Source organism: Marinobacter metalliresistant (assembly GCF_038098645.1).
Lineage (GTDB): Bacteria > Pseudomonadota > Gammaproteobacteria > Pseudomonadales > Oleiphilaceae > Marinobacter > Marinobacter metalliresistant.
This window is the reverse complement of record NZ_CP101118.1, coordinates 3,530,305-3,554,389: the sequence shown is the minus strand read 5'-3', so window position 1 is coordinate 3,554,389 and position 24,085 is coordinate 3,530,305. Positions and strand designations below refer to the sequence as shown.

The window sequence follows — 24,085 nt, the reverse complement described above, 5'->3', positions numbered from 1 at the left end:
TTATCAATGATTGCCAGCAAAGCTCTATGGAAGGTCGGCGCGACTTTATGAAACCTTGCAGGATTTTGGTTATTAGATGAGATCAGTCTGTATTCTCCGCCTGTCCGCCATTGGCGATGTCACGCACGTCGTGCCGGTTGTCCTCAGCCTTCAGGAGCAATGTCCAGGCGTTCATATCACCTGGATTATTGGAAAGATGGAAGCGCAACTGGTTGGCGATCTTCCCGGCGTCGAATTTATTGTGTTTGACAAAAAGAGCGGATGGCGCGGTTACCGGGACCTCTGGGAAGCTCTCAGGAGTCGCAGATTTGACGCACTGCTGCACATGCAGGTTGCCTTCAGGGCAAACCTTGCCGCTGCCTGCGTCCGCGCCAGCACCCGCATCGGATACGACAAAGCGCGAAGCAAAGATCTACACGGACTGTTTATCAATCGTCGGATTCCTCAAGCCGATCGACAACACGTCCGGGATTGCCTCGCCAGCTTTCTGATACCTCTGGGTCTCAAGCCTGCACCGGCCAAGTGGATCATTCCGGTTGCAGACGCCGATCGGAAGTTCTCATCCAGTTACCTGGCAAGTGGTCAACAAAATCTGATTATCAGCCCTTGTGCAAGCCATACGTTGCGCAACTGGTCAGCCGACCGCTACGCCAGACTGGCGGATTATGCCATCAGCGAATATGGAATGAATGTCATTCTGGTGGGAAGCCCCGCTCCTTTCGAAACAGACTTCTGCCAATCCATCGCCAGCCAGATGCACCAGCCGGTTACCAATATCTGCGGTAAGGACACCCTCAAACAACTGGCTGCAATGATGGCTGCAGCAGACCTCGTGGTCGCACCTGACACCGGGCCCACCCACATTGCCAGCGCCATGGGCACCGATGTGATCGGCCTTTATGCCGCCAGCAATCCGAACCGCTCAGGCCCCTACAATTCGCTGACATGGTGTGTCGATCGTTACAGTGAAGCACTCTCAAAATATACCGGCAAGAGCGTGGAATCAGCACGCTGGGGAGCGAAAGCGGAATTCGAGGGTGCTATGGACTTGATCACGGTGAAGGACGTCTGTGCGAAACTCGACGAGTGGGTTGCAATCCGGAACGGACAACCCTCAGATGAGTAGCAAAGCCTCCATGCCACAGATCAGAACATGGTTGTCTGAAAAGAGCCACGCTGAAAAGCTGTTTGTTGCCGCTCTGGCCGCCTATATTTTTTTCTACCTCCCATCCCTTGCCGCCTACCGAGGCGCAGAGAGCCTCATGCTTCTGGCATTTTTCTGGCTGGTCTTTGTTTCCGGGAGAAAAAACGGCATACGGTATCTTGTCCTTCGCGACCCGTTTCTGCTGACGTGCGTTGCCATGCTGGGATTCCTGCTTCTCGCAAGACTGTGGTACGCCTATAGCCTACCTCCGGGCATTGATCCGGAAACTCGCGAAACGCGCTATGTGCTCAAGCCATTTATCGTATTTATCATCGCTTTCGGCATGGGGATAGTTGCCCGTCCCTATCGCTGGGCTCTTCTTTTGCTGGGTGCACTCGGACTGCTGATCTATCTGCTGACAACCATCGGAGATGGCTATTGGACAATGGCTCTGAATGGTAGACGGGAGGATTTCGGCATCCACAATGCCCAGCACACTGCCATGTTCACCGGAACAGCTCTGATTGCTTCGGTCTGCTTCATGGCCCGTGCTGTCAGAATCAGCACACCATTCCTGCGTCGGGCCGTCATGACCTTTGTCGCCATTACGTTCACCACCTCAGCTTGTGTGTTCATCGCTGCTCAAACCCGTGCCGCCTGGCTTGGTATCTTCATGGCCAGCACTATTGGACTGGTAACCATCGCCTGCCTGGCACGGACGAAGAGGGGCAAACCGCAACGCAGAACTATGCTCGTGCCGGCGATACTTATTCTGTCAGGCATTATGATTGCCGGAATCAATGCACCTGAGCGGGTTATAGCCTCCTTCAGCGATCAGGAGATTTCTCTTGAACAATACGCCAGCCTGCCGGAATACAACGCCAACCCTCGAAGCAGCCATGGCGTTCGGCTTCTCTCCTGGCGGATGGCTCTCGAATGGCTAAAAGAGCGTCCTTTGCTGGGCTGGGGACCGGGCAGCGCCGAAGACCTTATCGATCAGTCCGAGTATTTCTCTGATCAATTCAAGAAAACCTTTGGCCACCTGCACAGTTCGTTGGTGGAGTCCCTCGTGGCCAATGGTCTGATTGGAACGGCCATTCTGTTGGTCATGGTCATTTGGGTGGGAAGTGCGACCTTTATTGCCCATCGAAACAGAGAAATGCCCGACGATGTGTTCGTGTTCGCACTCAGCTTTTTCGGATTCTGGGTTGCCATCAATTTCTTCGAGTCATACACACTTTACACAACCGGGCACTATATTAATGCTGTTGTCGCAGGGTTTATCTACTCGTTCTATCTACAATCGCACCGCGAGGATGTAAGTTCATGACCCACCGAATTCACGTCGCCGCCTGTTGTGATGAGAATTATATCCCGTATGTTTCCGTGATGATGTTATCTGCGATGAAAGCGACACCGGACACCCCGATGACGTTTCATCTGATCAATTGCAGCATTTCTCCTGAAAGCATTCGCAAGCTTCAGGATCTGATTGACCGGGCCGGCGGCCAACTTGCGGTTTATCAACCCGATGACGAACTGTACCGGGGATTGCCAACGTTGCGGTATGGAGAGGCCGTCTACCAGCGCATCAATCTTCCGGAGTACATTCCCTCCGACATAGGAAGGGTTCTGTATATAGACGCCGACACACTCGTTCTTGGGAACCTGAACAAATTGTGGGAAGTCGACCTGAACGCCAACCTCGTTGCAGCGGTTGAAAACCTTTCACCAAGAGCCTGCCAGGACATTGGTTTTCCACGCAGGGAATACTTCAACTCCGGTGTCTTGCTGATAGATCTCAATGGCTGGAGGAAGGAAGGTATCCACCAACAGGTAACGGATTATGCCCGGGAGCACGCTCATCGCCTGCAGTACGTTGACCAATGCAGCCTGAATGCCGTGCTAAAAGGACGTTGGTTGCGGTTGCCGCCCGGATGGAATCAGCAATCCGACATCTATAAAGTGGTCGAAAAATACCACGAGGGCAGCTCCTATACCCGGCAAAGCATGCAAGAGGCGATTCTCGATCCCCAGATCGTCCACTTCACGGGTAAAAAGAAACCCTGGAAGGTCTACTGTTTTCATCCTTTCAAACCACAATATCGGGCGGTTCTGGCGACAACTCCCTGGGCGGATCTCCCCCCACCGGATGCTGCACTCAACGTCTATCTCAAGTATTTTTTCGCACTGAGGCAACGCTGGAAGTCCTACAAACGGCAATCAGCTCTCAGAGAATTTCAACGGAGCCAAATTACCCATGAGTCATAATCAACTTCGAAGTCTGCCCGCTGACGCTGTCGGTGTTGTTGCCAGCTCAGACGATAATTACGCACCTCACCTTACCGTTCTGTTTTACTCGCTGCTTGCAAATTGCTCAGCACCCGAGCGTCTGTCCCTGTTTTGCCTGGATGGCGGTATATCCAGCGAGAACAAGTCGAGGATGAACCGGGAAGTGAAAAAACTGGGAGCTTCCGGTGTCGACTTTGTCTCTTTCGACCGACAACGTTTCGACGACTTGCCTACCATCAAACACATAACTTCGTCGGCCTATTATCGTATTTCCATCCCCGAACTCTTTGATAACTCTGTTCACAAGGTGATCTACCTTGACTGCGACATGATAGTCAAAGGTGACATCATTGAACTCTGGGAGACGGATATTACTGAGTTCCATGTTGGCGCCGTTGAAAACCTGTCAGGTCACACCTACAAGAAACTGGGAATACCACAGAACCAGTACTTTAATTCCGGCATGCTGCTTATCAATCTGGATTTATGGCGACGTGACCAGATTCCCGAGAAGGTATTCAGATTCAAAAAAGAAAATCCCGACCGAATAAGTACAAACGATCAATGTGCGCTAAATGGGGTTCTGCACGAGAAATGGAAACACCTGCACCTCAAGTGGAATCATCAAACGGGGCTCTATCGGCCCAGTGAGCAAACAGAAGCTTTTCCGAAAGACGAAATTGAAGATGCCATCCTGTCACCCGGAATCATTCATTACATTGGCTGGGATAAGCCGTGGCGCAAAGTGAGATTCCACCCTCTGGCAGGTGAGTATGATCGCTATGCCGACAGACTCGATCAATCACCGAGATCGAAGCCAGGTTTTATTGATTACCTGCTGGCATACGCGTCCGTCTCCCGCCTGAAGAAGCTGAGACGGCAGTTGAAGTGGCAGGCCTGGTACCAAAAAAACGGTTATAACCTTTACCAATGCCATAACCGGACCCAATGAGCCTGTATAAGGCTGATTTAGTGGCCCTTTTATACCAACCATCCAAAAAAATAACCGCGAAACCAGTCGCGGTTATTTTTGGAGCCTATAAGGCTGTTTTCGCGCAGCCTGAGGGTCGCTTACTGCCTCCGTCTATTTAGTTTTCGTTGTGTAGTCCTGGTAGGACTTTTCTTCCACGAAACGAGACCCCAGGGCGAGGTTGACGTCTTTCTTGATAGCCGCGCGCTTATCATTGGTGACGTACACCGCACGCGCCAGCTCAATGAATCTCGGCCCGAAATCCCGGGCGGCTTCCTGGTCTCGGATGTCGTCTTCGATCACCCAAAGTTCTTCGTTAACAGCCTTCAGCTGCTTGCGCAGGCCGGCGATTTCGGACGCCTTGTCCTTTACCGCGTCATCCCAGGTGGCATTCAGTTCGCCCAGTTCAAGCCGAACATTCCTGAGCTTCGCCTCATCCTTGATGCGCTCGGACTTGATTTCGAGAATGGTGATCTTGTCCAGCACTTCGCCAAACGATACCGGCACCTTGATTACATCTGCCATTTGCTCGTCCCGCCAATGAATAGGGTTTACAAAAAAACAAAACCGCCGGGCTGAAACAGTCAGCGGCGGCTTGCGAACCTTCTGAAATCAGCCTTTAACGTGAGTCAGCCAGCGGCTGTGCTCGGCCAGCTTGCCCTTCACCGCATCAAAGTACATCGACTGGAGCTTCTCGGTTACCGGACCACGCTTGCCGGCGCCAATGATCCGGCCGTCCAGCTCACGGATCGGAAGCACTTCAGCAGCGGTGCCGGTAAAGAAAGCCTCGTCGGCGATGTAAACCTCATCACGGGTAATCCGGCGCTCTTTAACCGGAATATTCAGGTCCCGGGCAAAATCGAGGATCGTCGCACGGGTGATACCCTCAAGGCAGGAGGTCAGTTCCGGTGTATGCAGCACGCCGTCGCGCAGGATGAAGATATTCTCACCGGAGCCTTCGGCAACATAACCTTCGTTGTCCAGCAGCAGGGCTTCCTCGGCACCACCGGAGATGGCTTCGTTCAGAGCCAGCATCGAGTTGATGTAGTTGCCGTTGGCTTTGGCCTTGCACATGGTAATGTTGACATGGTGGCGGGTGTAGGAAGAGGTGCGCACCTTGATCCCCATTTCTCTCGCCTCCGGAGACATGTAGGAGGGCCAGCTCCAGGCCGCAACCATCACGTGCACCTTCAGGTTATCGGCGCGCAGCCCCATACCTTCGGAACCGAGAAACGCCATCGGGCGCATATAGGCTTCATCCAGATTGTTTTCACGTACTGCCGCGCACTGGGCTGCGTTCAACTCATCTTTGCTGAACGGCATCTTCATGTTCAGGATGTGAGCGGAGCGGAACAGGCGGTCGGTATGTTCTTTCAGGCGGAAAATAGCCGGACCGTTCGCGGTGTTGTAGGCCCGCACACCTTCAAAACAGCCCAGGCCGTAATGCAGGGTGTGAGTCAGGACGTGGGTTTTGGCTTCGCGCCAGGGAACCATTTCACCATCCAGCCAGATAACGCCATCGCGATCAGCCATCGACATGCTTCGTTGCTCCTAAAAAAGCAGTTTTCGGGGAACCGGCATTCTAGCAGGAAATTCTGCCGGAATTGAATTTGCCTCAAGCATCAATCATCACTTTTTTCCACATCGCACGGATGTACTCACGCTCCTCCAGAAAGGCGTCACCTTCTATCTGGCTGTTGAGGTTCTGGAGCGCCCGACGGTGAATAGTGGAACGCAAGGCTATGAAGGTTTTCCGTAATTTTTCAGCGTCTTCAACGGTCATCACGCCGGCTCTGCCCAACTCTTCCATCTGACGGATGTTATCGGACCACTGGGTCAGCTCGGGATGCTCGGCACACCAGGCCAGCATCAGGTACTGGACCATGAACTCGATATCAATGATGCCGCCGGCATCATGCTTGATATGGAATACCTCGGCCTGCCGGCTCTCCGGTGTGCCCAGGCTGGCCCGCATTTTCTCTCGCATCTCGACCACATCCGCGCGAAGCTTGTCGCGATCCCTTTGCTGGCAGAGGATGTCGTGCCGGATAGATTCAAACGCTTCCAGGGTTTCCGTGCAGCCGGCGACGCCCCGGGCGCGGGCCAGGGCCTGGTGTTCCCAGGTCCAGGCATCTTCGCGCTGATATTTTTCGAAGGCTTGCAGTGTACTGACCAGCAGGCCGGAATTGCCGGAGGGCCGCAGGCGCATATCCACTTCGTAGAGTTGGCCGGACGGCGTCTGGGTATTGAGGATATGAACAATCCGCTGCCCCAGTCGGGTATAGAAAACCGCATTGTCTATCGGCTTCTCACCGTCGGTGGCCAGCTCTGGATCGGCGTTGTGCACGAAGACCAGGTCAAGATCGGAGGTATAACCCAGCTCGATCCCGCCGAGCTTGCCGTAACCGATGATCGCGAAATCCGTCTCGCAGGCCGAGCCATCGGCTTTTCCCGGGTAGCCGTGGCGGCTGACCAGATTGGCGAAGGCCACATCCACCACATGGTCCAGGACCACCTCGGCGATCCAGGTCAGATAATCGCTGACTTTCATCAGCGGCAGTGTACCTTTCAGCTCGGAAGCTGCGACCCGCAGAATATGGGCCTTTTTGAAGTGGCGCAGGGATTCCATCTGCTCTTCAAGATCCTCAAAGGGAATCCGCAACATCTGCTGTCGAAGGTCGTCCTGCAGCTCTGCTTTTGCCGGAGGGTTGTAAAGGCTCTCGGCGTTAAGCAACTCATCCAGCAGCAATGGCGTTTCCGCCAGCTGGCGGGCGATCCAGGGGCTTTCACTGCACAGGCCGACCAACTGCGTGCGTGCGCCCGGGTTTTCGAGCAACAACACCATATAAGCAGTACGCCGCAAAATCGCCTCTACCAGCTGCAAGACCCGGGACAGGGTCTCCGAGGGGTTATCAACCCGGGTGAGCGCTTCCAGAAGAACGGGCATGAACTGATTAAGCCGTTTCCGGCCCTGGGTCTGCAGTGTCTGAACCGTGCGGTTTTCGCGTAGCTCGGCAAGCTCGGCAGAACTTGCCTCCGGATTCTCATAGCCCCGCGACTTCAGCCACTCGATGGCGGTGTTTCCATCCATTTCCGCCAGCCAGAGCTCGAACCAGCCTTCATCCAGAGATGCCGGGCCTTCCTCTTCGTTCTCTTCAGTGGCAATGATATTTGAGAAGTGGGTGGCAACGCGCTCCCGATGCTCCCTGAGCGCTTCCTCACAGGCTTGCCAGCGTTCAAACCCCATGATCATGGCAACACGGGCCCGGGACAAATCGTCCTCCGGCAAAAGCTGGGTCTGCTTGTCCTCCACGCCCTGAAGGGCATGCTCAAGGTTACGCAGGAACACGTAGGCGTCACGGAGCTCCCGGACCACCGGCGACGGCAATAACTCCAGGGCTTCGAGCTCCTGCAGAATCACCAGCAACTCCCGCTGCTGGAGCTCCCGGTCACGGCCGCCACGAATCAACTGAAACGCCTGGACCACAAACTCGATCTCACGGATACCGCCGCTGCCCAGCTTGATGTTATTTTCCAGCCCTTTGCGCCGCACTTCCCGGCTGATCATGGCCTTCATACTGCGCAGGGACTCAAAGGCACTGAAATCGATGTATTTGCGGTACACGAACGGCCGCAGGCTTTCCATCAGCACCTGCCCCGCCCGCTGATCCCCGGCCACCACCCGGGCCTTGACCATGGCGTAACGCTCCCAGTCGCGCCCCTGGTCCTGATAGTAGGTTTCCAGGGCAGCAAAACTCAGAGCCAGGGCGCCGCTCTGGCCATAGGGCCGCAGGCGCATATCCACGCGGAACACGAACCCGTCTGCCGTGATCTGGTCCAGGGCCTGTATCAGCCGCTGGCCCAGGCGGACGAAAAACTGCTGATTGTCGAGGGAGCGCGGCCCTCCCTGGGTCTCGCCCTTGCCCGGAAAGGCAAAGATCAGGTCAATATCCGACGACACGTTCAGCTCACGACCGCCCAGCTTCCCCATCCCGAGAACAACCATTTTCTGGTCTGCCTCTTCGCCCGTCACCGGGTCCGCTCCCCTGGGCGTGCCATACTGTTCACAGGAATCCCGGTAGAGCCAGTCCAGTGCGCCATCAATGCAGATCTCGGCGAAGGCGCTGGTGGCTGCCATGGTCTCGGCCAGATCAGCCCAGCGCATCAGGTCCCGCCAGATCATCCGGAACTGGGATTCCCGGCGGAACCGGCGCAAGGCGGAATGCAGCGCCGGCTCACCGTCCACTTCGTTCAGATACTCCTGCCATCGCCGGTCCAGATACTCAGGGGTTGTCGGCTCCGTCAGCAGCCTCGACTCGAGCAGGGTCTGCACCTGCTCAGGGTGCCGTTCAAGGGCCTGGCGCAGGAACAGACTCCGGGACAGCGCATCGGCCACCGCAGCCTCGCTGATTTCGTCATCCGAAATCAGCCATCCCGGAACTCCGCCCGGAAACACCGAATGCCAGCACGCGGCGACATCGTCGGCCAGCGGTTCCGGAAGGCTGTGCCATGGCTCGGACATAATGCAAACCCCTGCCTCTCTGTTATATTTCGAGTACTGTATAACGAACCCGTCCGCAACTGAACAGGCCGCCGACACGGATGCTACGAAACCGCCGCCCGCTAAACCCCGAGCATCAAGCAACACACCTCCCTATGGGGGGCTTGATCCGCCATCGGATGAAGCGCCTGTTCCTGATACTCGCCGGCCTGCTGGTGCTGCAGATCCTGGTTATCTGGACTGTCGAGGACCTGACCCTGTTTGAATCGGTCTGGATCACCATGACAACGATATCCACGGTGGGCTATGGCGATTTCGCACCGAAAACCTACGCAGGCCGCATCAGCACCATACTGATCATGTTTGTTGGCGCAATCACCATGCTGACGCTAATCATAAGTGATTACATCGAGTACCGGTTCTATCGCCGGGAACGCATTCTGATGGGAAAATGGATCTACAAAATGAACGACCATATCGTGATCATTAACACCCCCAAGCACGGCGGCGAACAGTACTTCATACGGTTTGCCTCCCAGATTCGCGGGATACCAGACTATGAAACCATTCCAATCATGATCCTGACGCGGCAGTTTCCCACGGGCCTGCCAACCGAATTATCCGACATCGGGGTAGTGCACTATCACGGTGCCGGTTTTGAAGCGGAGTCTCTGAAAGCGGTTCACGCAGGCAGCGCGAGACACATTATCGTGCTGGCCGCCGATGAAGCCGATCCCTATTCGGACAGCCTGACGTTCGACATCGCCCATCGATTGGCAGAGCTGAATCTCGGAAATCACACCATCGTTGAATGTGTAAACGACGACAACCGGGCGCGCTTCAAGGCACTGGGAATACGAACAACCATCCGCCCGGTGCGGACCTACCCTGAGATCATGGTGCGTTCAGTGGTAGCGCCGGGTTCGGAAAAGGTTCTGGAAGACCTGTTCAACTACGAACACGACCACCCCCACCGATACGACCTGAAACTGGACGACCTGAACTGGGCCGATATCGTCAGTGCCCTGGTACGCCATGGCATCGGCACCGCCCTGGCCTTTATTGATGCGGACAACGAAGTGGTCTGCCACCCGTCAACCGACCAGGTGGTTGAGGGTAAGGGGTTGATCGTACTGGTCAACTCCAGTGAAACGCCCGATGTGCAGCTGGTGGAGGAGGCCCTTGCGCGCTACCGCGAATTCATTAATAAGTGGCACGATCTGCAGGAACAGGCTGCGAAGGAAGAAAATTCAGCAACCCAGTGTCCTTGACAAATATTTGACGGATTTTTGTCAAGGATACTAGCCTGCGGCAATCGCCAACTGAAGCTGCCCCAGCTCCTTGCCTGAAACCAGATCACTGACCGCCGGGCCGTCGGCCAGGGCAGTCACCACCTTTTCGTACAGTTCCCCGACGCCGCGCTCACCGGCCAGCCGGCCAATCGCATCCAGACGTTCCCTGCCAAAGCAAAGGGGCTGACCGGTCAGCCATGAACCACTCAGAAGGAACAGAAAATCATTCACTGCCAGATCAGATTTCCCCCCCGGCTCCGGAGCCGGATGATAAAGCCCCGCAAGATGGTACCCCTGCTCTGCCTTGCTGACCAGGTTCAGGAACACCGGCACTTCGTCCGCCAGCCTACGCGCCCATGGGAGCAGTGCCGACGAATCCCCCGACTTGAGCTCAAATTCAATCTCATTAAGCGGAAGCGACTGGCCTCCGGCCACAATCGCACCGGAATCGATGGCCACCTCGATCACACTGTCCTCTTGGTCAATCACAAGCACGCGACGCTCAAAGTTGGTCTCGAACACCGGCTGCAGTTCGGCAAGATTCACGCCCTGGCCCACCGGCGTATCCGCAATCAGGCCCAGTTTGAGTTCTGGGCCAACGAGCGGCCACTCCCATTCCTGGCGCCGGTGGGCACCATCCACGAACTCGCCCCGGGCTTTCAGGGTCTGGATGAACTGGTCACCGGCCTGACGAATCCGCAGGGCCACCTTCCGGCGATTGAGGTCTCCGGCAGGCGTGTCGAAGTAACGGTTGACCAGCGTCTTCCCGGTGCCCGCCCTGACGCCTTTCTGGGCCGAGAGCCATTCTCCGGCCTGGTTCAGGGCGTCCGGGGTGAGAGTTAACTTGATTTCCAGTTCTTCCGCCATGGATTTTCCACCGGTATTGAGGGGGGGGGGGGAGTATTGCCCGGCCCTTAAAAGTGATTTTTTGTTCAAGCTTGATTAAAGAAGCTGACCTACCATAGGGCACTGCTGACCAAACCAATCCACTGATCGGATAAGAAGACATGGTATACGTCCCCACCTGCCCTCACCAGCGACAAAACCCATTACCAGGGAGGCCCTGATCCCATGAGTCACGAACATGTTCATCTGGAACCCGAATCCAAGGACAAGCGAGTTGCTATCGCAATCTGGGCAAACGGCATCCTGACTCTGGCACAGATCGGGGGCGGTATCTTTGCCGGCAGCCTGGCGCTGATCGCCGACGCTTTGCACAACTTTTCGGATATGGCATCGCTTGTCATCGCCTTTGCAGCCCGGAAAATTGCCCGCCGTCCGGCCGACTCACAAATGACCTTTGGCTACGGACGGGTTGAGATTGTCGCAGCCCTCATCAACTACACCTCACTGATCATTATCGGGCTCTATCTGGTTTACGAGGGCGGCATGAGGATCATCGATCCTCCGGAAATCAAGGGGTGGTGGGTTGTCTGGCTTGGCGGTATCGCCCTGGTGGTCGATACCTTGACGGCATTGCTGACCTACTCGATGCAGAAAGACAGCGTCAACATCCGCGCCCTCTTTCTTCACAACCTTTCCGATGCACTGGCGTCGGTCGCCGTAGTCGTTGGCGGGGCCCTCATTCTGCTTTACGACATGCGGTGGGTGGATCCTGCCATCACCATTGGTATTGCCGGATACATTCTCTACCTTGGCCTGACGGAAATCGGCGGGACCATCAAAACGCTCATGCTGGCCAGCCCGGCGGATATCGACACGGACGCAGTCATTCAGGCCCTGTCGGACATTGACGGCGTTATCGGTCTGCATCATGTGCATTTCTGGCAGATGGGAGAGCACGAGGCGTCGCTGGATGCTCACGTGGTTATTGAGGAAAACGCGTGGGGTCAGCTTGAGAACACCAAGTACAGGATAAAACAGGCGCTGGAGCAGGATTTCAACATACATCATTCGACGTTGGAGTTCGAACATCCCGATCACCTTCACAAGAATGCCCGGACCTATGGCCATGGATGAGTAAAAAGGTTCCGGGCGACCCGGACAAGCCCCCGTTTGCGGACTCAGGGGCTTGTCCGCGGCAATCAAACCACGGATTCAGGTAACAGCTAAAACCGGCTTCCTGTTCAAGCTCGTTTAAGAAGGGGGAGCTACCCTAGCTTGCCGCTAACCGAACCAATCCACGAACGGGATAAGCAGATATGGGAAATATACCGAGACGGCTTTGTCGATTACTGGTCGTGTCTGTTGTGGGCGCCGCTCCGGCCTGGACCCTCGCAGGCGCAAGCGTATCTCTGAGCGATTACCAGGAGATGAGGGCGGAGCAGGCCCTTTCGTTGGACGAAGCGCTGACCACGGCCTTTGACAACAACCCGGCTTTAGCACTGCAAAAATCGCGGGTTGCCGGGCAGCGTGGGCAGGTTGTGCACTCCGGCCGGCTGACACCAAGCAATCCGGTGATTGAGGTCCAGGGAGAAAAATACCCCTCGCGAATTCCGGATAATGTCAACTACCAAATCCGGCTTAGCCAGGAAATCTGGATGGGTAACAGGAGGGACCTGGGAAGAGATCGGGCGACAAGCGAGCTGACTGCCACCGAGCAGGATCTTGAGTTTTTACGAATCGCGACGGCGGCCCGCGTACGCTCCGCATTTTTCAACGTGGTTTTGGCCAGGGAAGAGCTGGCGACCGCAAAACGGGCGGTCGACCTCATGGAGCAGACCAGTGAATTGATTGAGGCTTCGTACCGCCGGGGCAAAATGACAAAAATGGACGTCAATACCGCTGTGATCGGACTGGCAAGGGCAAAAAGTCAGAAAGCAGCCGCGGGCCGGATGCTTGAGGACCGGCGACTGGAACTGGCGGAAGTGCTTGGGGTGGATCCCCGGCTCCCACTTGATGTCAGGGGCGACTTCAGTCCGACATTGACCGATCTCCCGGAGGAGGATCGGTTGATAGAGGTGGCCCTGCAACAGCGAGCGGACCTTCAGGCAGCCGCGAAACGAATTGCCGCCAACGAGTCAGCACTGGACATCGCCGAAAGCCTGACAATACCCAACCTGGAGGTGTTTGGCTTTTATCAGCGCGATCTGGGAGACAACGTGGTGGGTGGCGGAGTATCGATTCCGCTGGCCATCACGCACCGTTACAGGGGGGAGCGCATGGATGCCGCCGCCGGACTGCAAACCGCCGAGATTGAAGCGGAAAGCCTGAAGTTATCGATAAAGCGCAGCGTGTTGTCGGCAATCGCTCAGTACAAGGCGGCAAGAACTCAGCTTGAGCAGATGAGCGAATCGATCCTGAGGCGCTCCGAAGAGACCTTGCAACTGATGCAGCAAGCGCTTGCCGCCGGCAAGGTCGGCGCGGCAAGCCTGTTGTCTGCCCAGGATAACCTCCTCGCGGTACGCAACGAATACATCCAGGTTCAAAAAGATTACATCCGGGCAACGCAAGCTCTGGAGATCGGCACTGGCGGGGCGGTTTCCATGGGCGTATCACCTTAGCGGGCCCTTGTCGTTTACCCATCTCAAGTTCCAACTTTTCCCAAGGGATAATCTTATGCTGCAGAAAAAAATCGTTACCTGTCTGACGGCCGTCCTGCTGGCTCTGGGTTTGCCGGCGACAGGATATGCACAAGAAAGCAATCATCAGGATGCAAAAAGCGAGCAACACGAGCCCGCTGGCGCAGACGAACATGCGGGTGAGGAAGCCCAGGACAAAAGGCGCGTCCACCTGACCTCTGAACAGGCTGCGCTGCTTGATATTGAAACCATGCCGGCGCCCTCCGGCCGCGCCGAGTCTCTGGTTTCAGCTCCGGTTGAAGTTCAGTTTGTTCCCAGCCAGGTCGCAACCGTTGGTCCGCTACTGGAGTCCAAAGTGGCCGAAATCAAAGTCGATCTCGGCGATAAGGTCCGTAGCGGGGATGTGCTGGCGATCCTATCAAGTGTCGAACTCGCGGATATTCGTTCCAGGCTCAAGTCGCTGGAAGCCCGCAAAGTGACAGCCGAAGCCGAATTCAAACGGGAAAAAGAACTTGAGGAACGGGGAATCTCCAGTGAAGAGGACTACCTCTCGGCAAGAGCGTCGTACCTGACTACCGTTGCGGAACTTGAAGCAACCCGGGAAAAGCTGAAGATCTTCGGAGACAGTGCCGCGGGCAATGGCGGGCTTGCCGGCTACGCTCTCAGGTCTCCGATATCCGGCGTCGTTGAAAAGCTGGATGTCAGTATCGGCCAGACACTGACACCAACCGATACACCCTTCATGGTAGTGAATACCTCCTCTGTCTGGGCGATGATCAAAGTCAGCGAGACCGACATTGGCCAGGTGAGCCCCGGAGACGAAGTACGGGTTACGATCAGTGGCAGGTCGGAATCCCATCACCCCGGAAAGGTGACGTGGATTTCAAGCGTTCTGGATCGCGAGTCTCGCACCATAGCTGTCCGCGCCGAAATCAAAACCCCGGACTCCAGGCTACGGCCCTACAGCTTTGCAACGGCCGAAATCATGACACAGCCGGAAAGCACGGTCCCGCTGGTTCCCCGGGATGCCGTGCAGACCATTGATCAGCAGGACGTTGTTTTTGTGCCGGGAAAAGAGCGGGGAGAGTATGAAGCCGTCCCGGTCACGCTTGGCGATGAAGCCAATGGCTGGATAGAAATCCGCTCGGGAATTGAACCGGAAACACCGGTTGTATCCTCGGGTGCTTTCGATCTTATGTCCGCCATAACGTCCAGCGGTCGCAGCGCAAGCCATGGCCACTAAGCCGGAGAACCTATGATCAACGCTATTGTAAACTACGCACTGAACAACCGGCTGATGACAATCGTGGCTGCTTTGGCAGTTATCGTGGCCGGCTATTTTTCATTCAATAAATTACCGGTGGATGCGTTTCCAGATGCCACGCCAACCATGGTGCAAGTCTTCACAACCAGCCCGGGGCTGTCTCCGGTTGATGTCGAAACACTGATTTCCTACCCGATTGAAATCAGCATGTATGGCATTCCCAAACTGGAAAAGGTGCAGAGTACCTCTATCTTCGGCCTGTCCCGGGTGACCATCTATTTTGAGGATGGTACTGACATCTATTTTGCCCGCCGGCTCGTTATGGAACGCCTGGCGGAAGCAAAAAGACAGATACCCGAAGGGATGGGTGAGCCTGAGTTAGGGCCTATCACCACCGGGCTTGGCCGGATTCTGATGTATTCGCTTGTTGAAGAAGAAGGGAAAAACTTCAGCCTGCAGGAGATGCGCACGATTCAGGACTGGATTATCAAGCCCCAGTTACGGACGGTGCCGGGTGTGACTGGCGTACTGTCGATTGGCGGTGACGTCAAGCAGTATCAGGTCAATATCGATGCCAGGGCCCTGCAGGCACGAGACCTGACAGTCGCGGATGTGCGCCAGGCGCTGGCGGGCAACAACCGGAACGTCGGCGCCTCATTCATAACCCGGGGTGGCGAAGAATATATCGTTCGTGGCTACGGGTGGATCAGTCCCGGAAAGGAAAACCTCGACGACATCCGGAATATTATCGTATCGAGGCCTGATGACACGCCCATCTATATAAAGGATGTTGCCTCAGTCGCCCTGGGGCCGGCCATCCGCCGGGGCGCTCAGGTTTCCGGCGGAAAGGAGTCGGTTGGCGGCTATGTCATGAAGCTGATTGGAACCAACACGAGCAAGGTGCTGGAAGACGTCGACAAGAAGATTGCCGAACTGAACGAGTCGTTGCCCGAGGGCCTGTCCATAAAGCCTTACTACTCGCAGGCAACGCTGGTCGAAAAAGCTATTGGTACCGTCGAAAAGGCACTGCTCGAAGGCGCTATTTTTGTTCTGGCATTTCTCTATCTTTTCCTTGGCAACATCCGCTCCACGCTGATTGTTGTGCTGACACTTCCGCTCTCGGTACTGATCGCATTCATAGCAATGAGTTTTACCGGCTTGTCCGCAAACCTGATGAGCCTGGGTGGGCTCGCCATCGGTATCGGCATGATGGTCGATGGCGCCGTGGTAATGATCGAGAATATATTCCGGCACCTTGAGGAGCGATCAACCGAGCAGATCAGCATCGCACGCCTTGTGGGTGAAGCTGCACGGGAGGTAGCGCGGCCTATCGTTTTTGCCATTGGCATCATCATCATTGTCTTCCTGCCTCTGTTTACCCTGCAGGGTGTGGAAGGGAAGCTGTTTTCCCCGATGGCCTATACCATCAGTTTTGCCCTGATCGGCGCCCTGATCCTGGCGCTTACACTGGTGCCCGCGCTGGCGTCGCTTGCGTTCAAAATGGGTGTCGTACACAAGGAGCCACGTTTGGTGCAGGCCCTGGGCCGGCTCTATGAACCGGTGGTCAACACCGTGGTAAAGGCCCCCAAGCTGGTGATGGGCATTGCTGTTCTTGCTTTCGCCGGGAGCCTGTTTCTCTTTCCGTTCCTGGGCAGCGAGTTTGTACCAACCCTTCGCGAGGGCACGTTTCAGTTGCGCTCCACCCTGCCGCCAGGTGCCAGCCTGGACTCAGCCATCAGTTATGGGAAACGCATTCAGGAAGTTCTCGAGGATTTCCCCGAGGTAACGGAGAGCTACGCACGCGTGGGTCGGGCAGAAGTTGGTGGTGACCCGGAGCCGGTAAATGTTGTGGCAACCCTCATAACCCTTAAGCCCCTGGATCAATGGCCGGACGGTTTGAGCTATGAGGAGTTACAAGGCCGAATAGCGGAAGCGTTAAATGAGAAAATACCTGGCCTCGCGAATAACATGTCGCAGCCCATTCAGCTCAGGACAGACGAACTTTTGTCCGGTGTGCAGGCGCAATTGGTCGCGAGTATTTTTGGCGACGATCTCAATGAACTGTCCCGAATCGGCAAAGAAGTCGAGGCCCTGGCCAAGGAAGTACCTGGCGCAACCGATGTTCGATCTCAGCAGATGGCGGGGAAAAAGCAGATTGTAATCCGTCCGGATCGTAATGCCCTGGCGCAATACGGCATCAGCGTTGATCATGTGATGGAAACCGTCGAACTGGGTATCGGTGGCGGAACCTCCGGGCTGGTGTTTGACGGGGTTCGCCGGTTCGAGATCTATGCGCGCCTGCAGGAACAGTTCCGGGGTTCACTTGATGAGATTCGCGAGCTGCCTCTGCGGGGCGCCAGCGGCGAAATGATTCCGCTGAAACGTGTTGCAGACGTGACCACCTACGCGGGGCCGAAGAAAATCTCGCGCTCAAACGCCAGCCGCCGGCTTTATGTTCAGATGAATGTGCGCGGCCGTGATATGGGCGGGGTTGTTGAAGAATTGCGTGCCCGGATCAAACAGCAGGTTGAAATGCCCCCGGGCTATTTCGTGGAGTTCGGTGGCCAGTTCGAAAATCAGCAGCGGGCGATGGCGCGCCTCCAGGTTGTGGTGCCAATTACCCTGGCGCTGATATTCCTGCTGTTATACTCGGCCTTCGGCAGCCTGCGCTATGCCACGCTTATTTTTCTCAACGTACCATTCGCCGTCACTGGCGGAATCGTTGCCCTGTTTGTGACCGGACTGTACTTGTCGGTGCCGGCGGCGGTCGGCTTCATCGCCGTATTCGGTGTCGCCGTACTGAATGGCGTGGTGATGGTGAGTTACATCAACCAGTTGAGAGACCAGGGCTACGAAGTGATGGAAGCCGTGAAGCTGGGAGCCAAGCGCCGCCTGCGCCCCGTTCTGATGACGGCATCCGTCGCGATTCTCGGCCTGGTGCCGCTTCTGCTGGCGGACGGAATAGGCTCAAACGTCCAGCGCCCTCTTGCGACAGTCGTGGTCGGAGGGTTGATTACGTCGACCTTGCTGACGCTTGTCGTGTTGCCAAGTATCTACCAGTGGTTTGCAATGAAGCGTGAGGAAGTCGACCTTTAACGGCAAGGAGTGATTCAGATGTACGAAATAAAAGCTTATGTTCGTAAAGCCATGAGCGAACTTGTCATAGATGAAGTGGCTAAACTGGCCGGGGTTGCCAGTATAGCCGTTGTGTCACTGAGCGAGTTTGGCCACACTGTCAATGACGGCAGCGAAATGGCGAAAGTCGAGATGGTCAAGCTGGAAGTGGATGTTGATAGCGAGTCAGCCGCCGATACGGTGGCTGATACCATTGTTCGGGCTGGCCGCACTCAGGAAGGCCACCCCGGAGATGGCAAGGTCCTGATTTCCAGGCTGGCAAAAGCAATACGCATCGATGACGGTGTATCAGGGCCGGAAGCTCTCCGGGCCCGGTCAGTGTAGAAGCAGGACAGGGACTGAAGGCTGAAAACCTTCAGTCCCTGTATTTTAGATAGTTTCCGGTATTAATCCGCTTCCCTCCGTATTCATATGCAACACTCCTGAAACCCCATGCGGTGCTCTCCAATGAAACCCCCGAAAACTTATAAGCGCCTACAAGATAACATAAGCACTTTTCGTAACTGGTGGGGGCGCCGCTCAATCAGAAAAACGCTTTTTTCCTACCTTTTTCCAATGGGCCTTGCATTTATGCTTGTGGTATGGATCTCCCATCAGCTTCTCATTGGTTATTTACATGAAGAATTGCATCGAAGCAGGCTGGAAGCTCAACTCTCTCAGTTCACAGAGCTACTGGCTGGCTCGGGCCAGCTGACTGACAATAAAATAAAGCAGATCGTCAATTCGGGAGACCAGGGGAGTTATATTTTTTCAGTAAACTCCGGAGAGAGTATTGTTGTCTCTGAGAAGACATTCCTGGATGTTGTAAAAAACATCCTGTCAGGTGATGAGCGTGGAATAATACATTATAACGATAAAGACCATACATTGCTGGGGATCGCATCGGAAATCGACATAGGCGGCAAAAAAATACAAATTTTGGTTCTGGAAAAAGAAAATTATAAGCCAGCTATTTCGGATGATGTGCATTTAGTCATTGGGGTTGTCGCACTCGCATTGTTTTTTTCCATTATTTTTTTCATATATCTGAGCGTAAATACCGCCCTGAAACCACTGGGGGATTTGAGTGTTCAGTTGTCTGAGTTAAAGAATGGTCGCCGGACACGCCTGGCGGAGGATTCACCCGTGGAGTTCAGAGAGGTTGTAGTTGATTTCAATCATCTTCTTGAGGTTCTGGACAGGCGTCTGAAGCGCTCCAGAAGATCAATGTCCGATCTCTCGCACAGTATCAAGACGCCTTTAACCGTTGCTATCGCGATCACAGGCGATCAGGAAACCCCCATCGAACACGATGACCGGGAATTTCTTCATGCCAAATTATCCGAACTTCGGAAAATCATTGACGCCCAGATGAGAAGAGCCGAGATGTCGGGGCAATATTCAGGAAAGCCCATAAAGGTTGTGGAAAAGGTTGAGGCAATCATTGATGTTGTGCGGAGAATCTACCCACGGAAAAGCTATTTATTGAAAAAAGACTTGCCTGATGATTTTTTCTGGCCAATCGATGAGCATGACTTTAATGAAGTAGTTGGCAATATTCTTGATAATGCAGCAAAGTGGAGCGATGGCAGGATCGATATAACATTGGCCCAGGAAAAAAATATGTTTAAAATAATGATAGAAGACGACGGGCCGGGCGTTGCGCAGGATAATCTGGACCAGTTAACAAAGAGAAAACGGCGGCTTGATGAGCAAACACCTGGCTATGGCCTTGGGTTGTCCATCGTAGATGAAATCGTGGACAATTACTCCGGTAAACTGATTTTTTCAAAGTCGAAAATGGCAGGGCTTAGAGTGGAGGTAATATTTTCCGCCAGCAAGCTCAATCCGGCTTTCTCATAAGGGGGTAGAAATAACGCCCATGTTCTGGCGTATTACCATGAGGCATTGGCACCCCTCAACGGATGAACATTTAAGGAGCTTCTGGTTAAGGCTCATCCGGATCGAAATAATAGCCTTGTCCGCGAAGGGTTTTTATTTTCGATTTCCCAAGCAGTCTTCTAAGCCGCGTTATGTAGACCTGAATCACATTATTCCCCGGGGACCTGTCGATATTGTATAAAAGATCCACAAGGTCATCCTGGGAGAACACTCTTCCGGGCGAACGCAAAAAACACTGAAGCAGGCGGAACTCAGTGGCCGTCAACCGATGGTCCTCACCTGTTGGGGTCGATAATGTCCTGCAGTCGTTATTCAACTGGTATCCACCAACCCCAATCTCGTTTGTAGAGCGCCCTTCTTTTCTTCGGATGATGGCGTTCAGTCTGGCCTGCAACTCTTCGAACTCAAAGGGCTTTGGCAGATAATCGTCAGCACCGGCATTTAAACCCTGAACTCTTTCCGACCAGTTTGACCTGGCCGTCAGGATAAGTATCGCATCATCTCGTCCGGTTTTGCGCCACTCCCGCATAAGCGACAGGCCATCTTTATCGGGCAATCCGATGTCGAGGACTATTCCCTCATACAAACTTGTACCGACAAAAAAGTCGGCTTCTTCGGCGTTCCTCGCAATATCAACAGCATAATCAGATCTTTCAAGCCAGTTTGAGATTCTTTCTGCCAAAAAGGCATTATCTTCGACAATCAGAATTTTCATCTCGATCTCTCAAAGCCGGTATTTGGCCACGGCGGTTACTTTATATGCACCCAGGATAATTCATCAGGCTCCATTGTCCGATTTTACCAGTCACGGCCCATACTTATCAGTCGACAAGCGAAATTGATACAAATTATTTGCCAGGAAACCTCCGGGGAACCACTGATCACCACTCAGCCGTCCGGACTATGTCGGCGTTGAGGCATTGCTCAGCGACACGGAGGCGGGCCGACAGGCTTTCGGATTTAACGGTTACAGGCAGGAATCAGTGTGGGAGACCCGGAATCAAGGGACAGGTGCGGATCTGTGGGCGCTTACCCTGAATGATTTGGGGGGCCTTCGCAGGATTGGAAAACAAAATCCGGAGCCATCGGCTTTTCTGGCGTCAGGCTCCAGTGTGCAGGCTACTCACTCCCGGGGCACGGAAAAACGGCCCTAAAAATCAGAAGAGGTACGCGCCGCCTATATTGAGCTCATTATAGTCGGAATCGTAAGTGTTCCCCTCTTTGTCGTTACGACGGAGGGCTTCGACATACACATAAAGGTTGTCAGAAACGCTATGCAATGCCTGGGCAGTGATGTTGGTGGATTCCCGCTTGCCATCACCGGCTCCGTCCACATCGTCTTTTTCCATCTCGTAAGACAGGGTGAAGCGCGATGCACCAATAGCGTAGATACCCTGGACACCAAACAGGTTCTCACCCAGGCCGGTACTGCCTGCCACTGTCCCATACGACTCGAAAGACGTAACAGGGTTGTCCCTGACCCCTTCTCCGACAGCTGCCACGGCCTCGTCGCCTTTCTGGGTTGAATAGAAGGCGTTCAGCGACAATGCGCTGTTGACAGTGTAATCCACCCGGGCGCCATAGGTGTTCTCGTTGTTCGCGGCACCGTCATTGGAGTCCATGGCAAGCACGAGGGCAAAGCGGTCGCGCTGATATTTTACCCCAAGCTGATACGGATACCTGTTCTGGCCATCACCGCGCTCGGTGCTCCCGTCAATCTGTACAACACCATGAAGGGTAAGCCCCCCGAAGCTCGGTGACACGTACTGAATCAGATCATCTTCACCGGTCGTCCAGTTGGCATAAAAATTGGACTGAGCCACTTCGTAATACCAGTTGCCGTAATCTCCAATTAACACCTCGTACTGAGAGTCATCCGAGCCGACCCATACCTCGCCGAAATCTCCCCGGATGCCGAAATACGCCTCATCGACTTGAATGGACGTATTCGAAGACTTTTCCGTCCCTTCCGTCGGCGAAAAACGTTGCAGCTCCAGCTTCCCAAAAGCCTCAACACCAGGCAGAATTTCGTGGCTGTGCCGGACCCCGAGCGTCGAGTATCCGTAGTCCGTCAACTGGCTTCTGCCACCCCCGAACCCTTCTTGATCGGCATTGGTATACATCATCTGGACATTGCCATAGATTTCCGGCAGCGCATCCATGCGGGCAGTCAGCCTGGAAACTTCCGATCCGGTCTCCGGCACGACGTTGGCAGCCGATGCCAATGCCGGAGCAACCGCCATTGATGCGGCAATGGCCGATGCAAGAGCTGTTTTTTTCATGTTGCGTCTTCCTTTTTTTGAGTTAACTCAGGTTTTAGCGACGGGTTCTTATCCCGATTTTATAAGGCCTCATCCCGCCAGGCGGGTCAATGCCATCAACTTAAGACATTTCACTAAAAATATCATATAATTAGGGTCCACAAACCAACTCAGGAGTCACTGAATTGAGCCATAAATCCAATCCAACGGTTGACCCCACCAGCGAGATCCTGCTTAAAAATTGTACATAAATTAACCAGTTTGCTGGATAGCCCGGAATTCATTGCTACTCATCGCCAAAATGCGTGCGATTTCACCCGAAAACGCTATCTCACCTTCCGTAATCTGATCCTTTTTCTGCTTAACCAGCCTGGCAGTGCGCTTCAGACCGAGCTGGATCAATTTTTCCGTGTGCTCAACAACACGCCTTTCGAAAAACAGGTCGTCACCGCGCAGGCTTTCAGCAAAGCCCGCCGCAAGCTCAAGCCCTCCGCTCTGGTGGCGCTGAACGATGTGCTTCAAAACCAGCTGGATGAACTGGGCCTGCGCAGCACATGGTGCGGGCTGCGGCTGCTGGGCGTGGACGGCTCCGGTGTACACCTGCCGCTGGAGCAGCCCCTGGAAAACTTCTTCGGCAGTCACAGTGAGCTGCCCGTGGCGCGGCTGTCCATGCTCTATGATCTGTGCGACCAACAGACCCTGCATGGTCTGCTGATTACTCCGGATGTGGATGAGCGGGGCTGTGCCGCCATGCACCTGGAGTATGCGCCGGACAACAGCCTCCTGGTGTTTGACCGGGGCTACCCTGCTCATTGGCTCTTTGCCGCCCTGTTGCAGCGGAACCAGCATTTCCTCATGCGCCTGACTCTCAAGCACAACCCGGCCGTGAGGGACTTCGTGGCTTCCGGCAACAGCGAACAGACCCTCTGTTTCGCCTGCAAGGGCTGGCTGTCCCGAAAAGTCTGCGAGCAGGCCGGCGTCGATCCGGATACCGAGGTCACCCTGCGCCTGATCCGGGTGCTCCTGCCAGGCGGTGAGGTGGAAGTGCTGGCCACGTCACTGCTGGATACCCAGGCCTTCCCGGCCACCGAATTTGCGGGGCTCTACCACCGCCGTTGGGGGATCGAAACCGATTACCGGCGGCTCAAGCAGACCCTGACCCTGGACAACTTCAGCGGTCGCACCGCGACCGCGGCGCTTCAGGACTTCCACGCCAAGCTGCTGTTGAAAAACCTGGCCATGCTGATGCAGGTACTGCAGCAGCCCCGGATTGAGCAACAAACCCGACACCGCAAAAGGGGTTGGAAGGCGAACTTCACTCAGGGCGTGTCGCGCCTGAAAAACACCCTGGTGACGCTCCTGGTCGAGCCATGCGCCCACGCCATGGAGTGCCTGTTGACCCTGATCCGTAACAGCCTGACCGCCATCCGGCCCGGGCGAAGTTTTCCGCGCCAGCGCCGACGAAAAGCAACCCGCGGGTGCGAAGGCTACAAGCGCACTCGCTGAACCCGAAGGCTCCGGTCACGAGCGTATTGAATCCGACTCAAAGACTGCGTTTGGCGCTGGTCGGCTTTCGCTCGCCTCAAAGGTCGCCTTGACCTGCAATTCTTCTCCAATCCGCACCTCCGTGTCCCCTCAACACGGCAATAAAGGGGTGTTTCTGTCAGTTGGCCAACTTCATGCTGGCTCGATGTGGCAGGAACCTGGCTTGCCGGCGCTGTGGTTTTTCCTTAAGTTGATACCATTGCCAGGCGGGTGAGGCCGGTTCTGCATTACCCCTATGTCATTTTTTTTGACACAGAGACAACTTTTCTTCTTTTTTTGAGAAAAACCATTCGCAATCGGATCTTTGCGGTTCAATCA

18 protein-coding genes are annotated in these 24,085 nt (G+C 54.9%); 12 read left to right on the top strand and 6 right to left on the bottom strand.

From position 1 onward, the window contains the following. Positions 1-76 precede the first annotated feature (76 nt). From NLK58_RS16650 to NLK58_RS16635, 4 genes are read left to right on the top strand one after another with little or no spacing between them, the layout of a single operon-like run. Complete coding sequence (locus tag NLK58_RS16650; protein ID WP_341581341.1) at positions 77-1,126, top strand: glycosyltransferase family 9 protein; 1,050 nt, start codon at positions 77-79, stop codon at positions 1,124-1,126. After that, on the top strand, positions 1,119-2,474 hold the full coding sequence (locus NLK58_RS16645; protein WP_341581340.1) for an O-antigen ligase family protein: 1,356 nt from the start codon (positions 1,119-1,121) through the stop codon (positions 2,472-2,474). The genes NLK58_RS16650 and NLK58_RS16645 overlap by 8 nt, the downstream gene beginning before the upstream one ends. Beyond that, the gene (locus NLK58_RS16640; RefSeq protein WP_341581339.1) at positions 2,471-3,415 is read left to right on the top strand and encodes a glycosyltransferase family 8 protein; all 945 of its coding nucleotides are present in this window, start codon (positions 2,471-2,473) and stop codon (positions 3,413-3,415) included. The genes NLK58_RS16645 and NLK58_RS16640 overlap by 4 nt, the downstream gene beginning before the upstream one ends. Beyond that, positions 3,405-4,388 (top strand): glycosyltransferase family 8 protein, encoded by a 984-nt coding sequence (locus NLK58_RS16635; RefSeq protein WP_341581338.1) that lies wholly within the window; start codon positions 3,405-3,407, stop codon positions 4,386-4,388. Before NLK58_RS16640 ends, NLK58_RS16635 begins: the two co-directional genes overlap by 11 nt. A gap of 132 nt (positions 4,389-4,520) precedes the next feature. On the opposite strand, the gene NLK58_RS16630 is transcribed toward NLK58_RS16635, so the two are convergent. The 3 genes from NLK58_RS16630 to glnE all read right to left on the bottom strand — a co-directional run bounded on the left by NLK58_RS16630 (position 4,521) and on the right by glnE (position 8,928). Further along, positions 4,521-4,931: a DUF6165 family protein gene (locus NLK58_RS16630; protein WP_341581337.1), complete on the bottom strand. Its 411-nt coding sequence runs from the start codon at positions 4,929-4,931 to the stop codon at positions 4,521-4,523. An 87-nt stretch (positions 4,932-5,018) separates the two neighbouring features. Next, positions 5,019-5,945, bottom strand: coding sequence for a branched-chain amino acid transaminase (locus NLK58_RS16625; protein WP_117619509.1), 927 nt, complete (start codon positions 5,943-5,945; stop codon positions 5,019-5,021). A 76-nt stretch (positions 5,946-6,021) separates the two neighbouring features. Next, positions 6,022-8,928, bottom strand: coding sequence for a bifunctional [glutamate--ammonia ligase]-adenylyl-L-tyrosine phosphorylase/[glutamate--ammonia-ligase] adenylyltransferase (gene glnE / locus NLK58_RS16620; protein ID WP_341581336.1), 2,907 nt, complete (start codon positions 8,926-8,928; stop codon positions 6,022-6,024). A gap of 80 nt (positions 8,929-9,008) precedes the next feature. Here glnE and NLK58_RS16615 point away from each other — a divergent pair, with 80 nt between their 5' ends. Then, the gene (locus tag NLK58_RS16615; RefSeq protein WP_341581335.1) at positions 9,009-10,178 is read left to right on the top strand and encodes a potassium channel family protein; all 1,170 of its coding nucleotides are present in this window, start codon (positions 9,009-9,011) and stop codon (positions 10,176-10,178) included. Positions 10,179-10,208: 30 nt separating this feature from the next. On the opposite strand, the gene NLK58_RS16610 is transcribed toward NLK58_RS16615, so the two are convergent. Then, positions 10,209-11,066 (bottom strand): CYTH domain-containing protein, encoded by an 858-nt coding sequence (locus NLK58_RS16610; RefSeq protein WP_341581334.1) that lies wholly within the window; start codon positions 11,064-11,066, stop codon positions 10,209-10,211. A gap of 204 nt (positions 11,067-11,270) precedes the next feature. Between NLK58_RS16610 and NLK58_RS16605 the strand changes: the two genes are divergently transcribed. The 6 genes from NLK58_RS16605 to NLK58_RS16580 all read left to right on the top strand — a co-directional run bounded on the left by NLK58_RS16605 (position 11,271) and on the right by NLK58_RS16580 (position 19,922). After that, positions 11,271-12,179, top strand: coding sequence for a cation diffusion facilitator family transporter (locus tag NLK58_RS16605; protein WP_341581333.1), 909 nt, complete (start codon positions 11,271-11,273; stop codon positions 12,177-12,179). Between the two features lie 182 nt (positions 12,180-12,361). Continuing rightward, a complete protein-coding gene (locus tag NLK58_RS16600) occupies positions 12,362-13,663 on the top strand; it encodes a TolC family protein (RefSeq protein ID WP_341581332.1) in 1,302 nt (433 codons plus the stop codon). 55 nt (positions 13,664-13,718) lie between these two features. Then, complete coding sequence (locus NLK58_RS16595) at positions 13,719-14,924, top strand: efflux RND transporter periplasmic adaptor subunit (RefSeq protein ID WP_341581331.1); 1,206 nt, start codon at positions 13,719-13,721, stop codon at positions 14,922-14,924. Positions 14,925-14,936: 12 nt separating this feature from the next. Beyond that, a complete protein-coding gene (locus NLK58_RS16590) occupies positions 14,937-18,041 on the top strand; it encodes a CusA/CzcA family heavy metal efflux RND transporter (protein WP_341581330.1) in 3,105 nt (1,034 codons plus the stop codon). Positions 18,042-18,059: 18 nt separating this feature from the next. Further along, positions 18,060-18,404, top strand: coding sequence for a P-II family nitrogen regulator (locus NLK58_RS16585; RefSeq protein WP_341581329.1), 345 nt, complete (start codon positions 18,060-18,062; stop codon positions 18,402-18,404). Positions 18,405-18,527: 123 nt separating this feature from the next. Further along, positions 18,528-19,922, top strand: coding sequence for an ATP-binding protein (locus NLK58_RS16580; RefSeq protein ID WP_341581328.1), 1,395 nt, complete (start codon positions 18,528-18,530; stop codon positions 19,920-19,922). 85 nt (positions 19,923-20,007) lie between these two features. Here NLK58_RS16580 and NLK58_RS16575 read toward each other — a convergent pair whose 3' ends face one another. Further along, positions 20,008-20,676 (bottom strand): response regulator transcription factor, encoded by a 669-nt coding sequence (locus NLK58_RS16575; RefSeq protein WP_341581327.1) that lies wholly within the window; start codon positions 20,674-20,676, stop codon positions 20,008-20,010. 442 nt (positions 20,677-21,118) lie between these two features. Continuing rightward, positions 21,119-22,243, bottom strand: coding sequence for a porin (locus tag NLK58_RS16570; RefSeq protein WP_341581326.1), 1,125 nt, complete (start codon positions 22,241-22,243; stop codon positions 21,119-21,121). Between the two features lie 189 nt (positions 22,244-22,432). On the opposite strand from NLK58_RS16570, the gene NLK58_RS16565 reads away from it, so the two are divergent. Continuing rightward, positions 22,433-23,728, top strand: a complete 1,296-nt coding sequence (locus NLK58_RS16565) for an IS4 family transposase (protein WP_341581325.1) — start codon at positions 22,433-22,435, stop codon at positions 23,726-23,728. Positions 23,729-24,085: the final 357 nt, after the last annotated feature.

Coding starts and splice junctions, on each gene's coding strand:
- NLK58_RS16650 (WP_341581341.1), top strand. CDS start 77: ATGAGATCAGTCTGTATTCTCCGCCTGTCCGCCATTGGCGATGTCACG.
- NLK58_RS16645 (WP_341581340.1), top strand. CDS start 1,119: ATGAGTAGCAAAGCCTCCATGCCACAGATCAGAACATGGTTGTCTGAA.
- NLK58_RS16640 (WP_341581339.1), top strand. CDS start 2,471: ATGACCCACCGAATTCACGTCGCCGCCTGTTGTGATGAGAATTATATC.
- NLK58_RS16635 (WP_341581338.1), top strand. CDS start 3,405: ATGAGTCATAATCAACTTCGAAGTCTGCCCGCTGACGCTGTCGGTGTT.
- NLK58_RS16630 (WP_341581337.1), bottom strand. CDS start 4,931: ATGGCAGATGTAATCAAGGTGCCGGTATCGTTTGGCGAAGTGCTGGAC.
- NLK58_RS16625 (WP_117619509.1), bottom strand. CDS start 5,945: ATGTCGATGGCTGATCGCGATGGCGTTATCTGGCTGGATGGTGAAATG.
- glnE (WP_341581336.1), bottom strand. CDS start 8,928: ATGTCCGAGCCATGGCACAGCCTTCCGGAACCGCTGGCCGACGATGTC.
- NLK58_RS16615 (WP_341581335.1), top strand. CDS start 9,009: ATGCTACGAAACCGCCGCCCGCTAAACCCCGAGCATCAAGCAACACAC.
- NLK58_RS16610 (WP_341581334.1), bottom strand. CDS start 11,066: ATGGCGGAAGAACTGGAAATCAAGTTAACTCTCACCCCGGACGCCCTG.
- NLK58_RS16605 (WP_341581333.1), top strand. CDS start 11,271: ATGAGTCACGAACATGTTCATCTGGAACCCGAATCCAAGGACAAGCGA.
- NLK58_RS16600 (WP_341581332.1), top strand. CDS start 12,362: ATGGGAAATATACCGAGACGGCTTTGTCGATTACTGGTCGTGTCTGTT.
- NLK58_RS16595 (WP_341581331.1), top strand. CDS start 13,719: ATGCTGCAGAAAAAAATCGTTACCTGTCTGACGGCCGTCCTGCTGGCT.
- NLK58_RS16590 (WP_341581330.1), top strand. CDS start 14,937: ATGATCAACGCTATTGTAAACTACGCACTGAACAACCGGCTGATGACA.
- NLK58_RS16585 (WP_341581329.1), top strand. CDS start 18,060: ATGTACGAAATAAAAGCTTATGTTCGTAAAGCCATGAGCGAACTTGTC.
- NLK58_RS16580 (WP_341581328.1), top strand. CDS start 18,528: ATGAAACCCCCGAAAACTTATAAGCGCCTACAAGATAACATAAGCACT.
- NLK58_RS16575 (WP_341581327.1), bottom strand. CDS start 20,676: ATGAAAATTCTGATTGTCGAAGATAATGCCTTTTTGGCAGAAAGAATC.
- NLK58_RS16570 (WP_341581326.1), bottom strand. CDS start 22,243: ATGAAAAAAACAGCTCTTGCATCGGCCATTGCCGCATCAATGGCGGTT.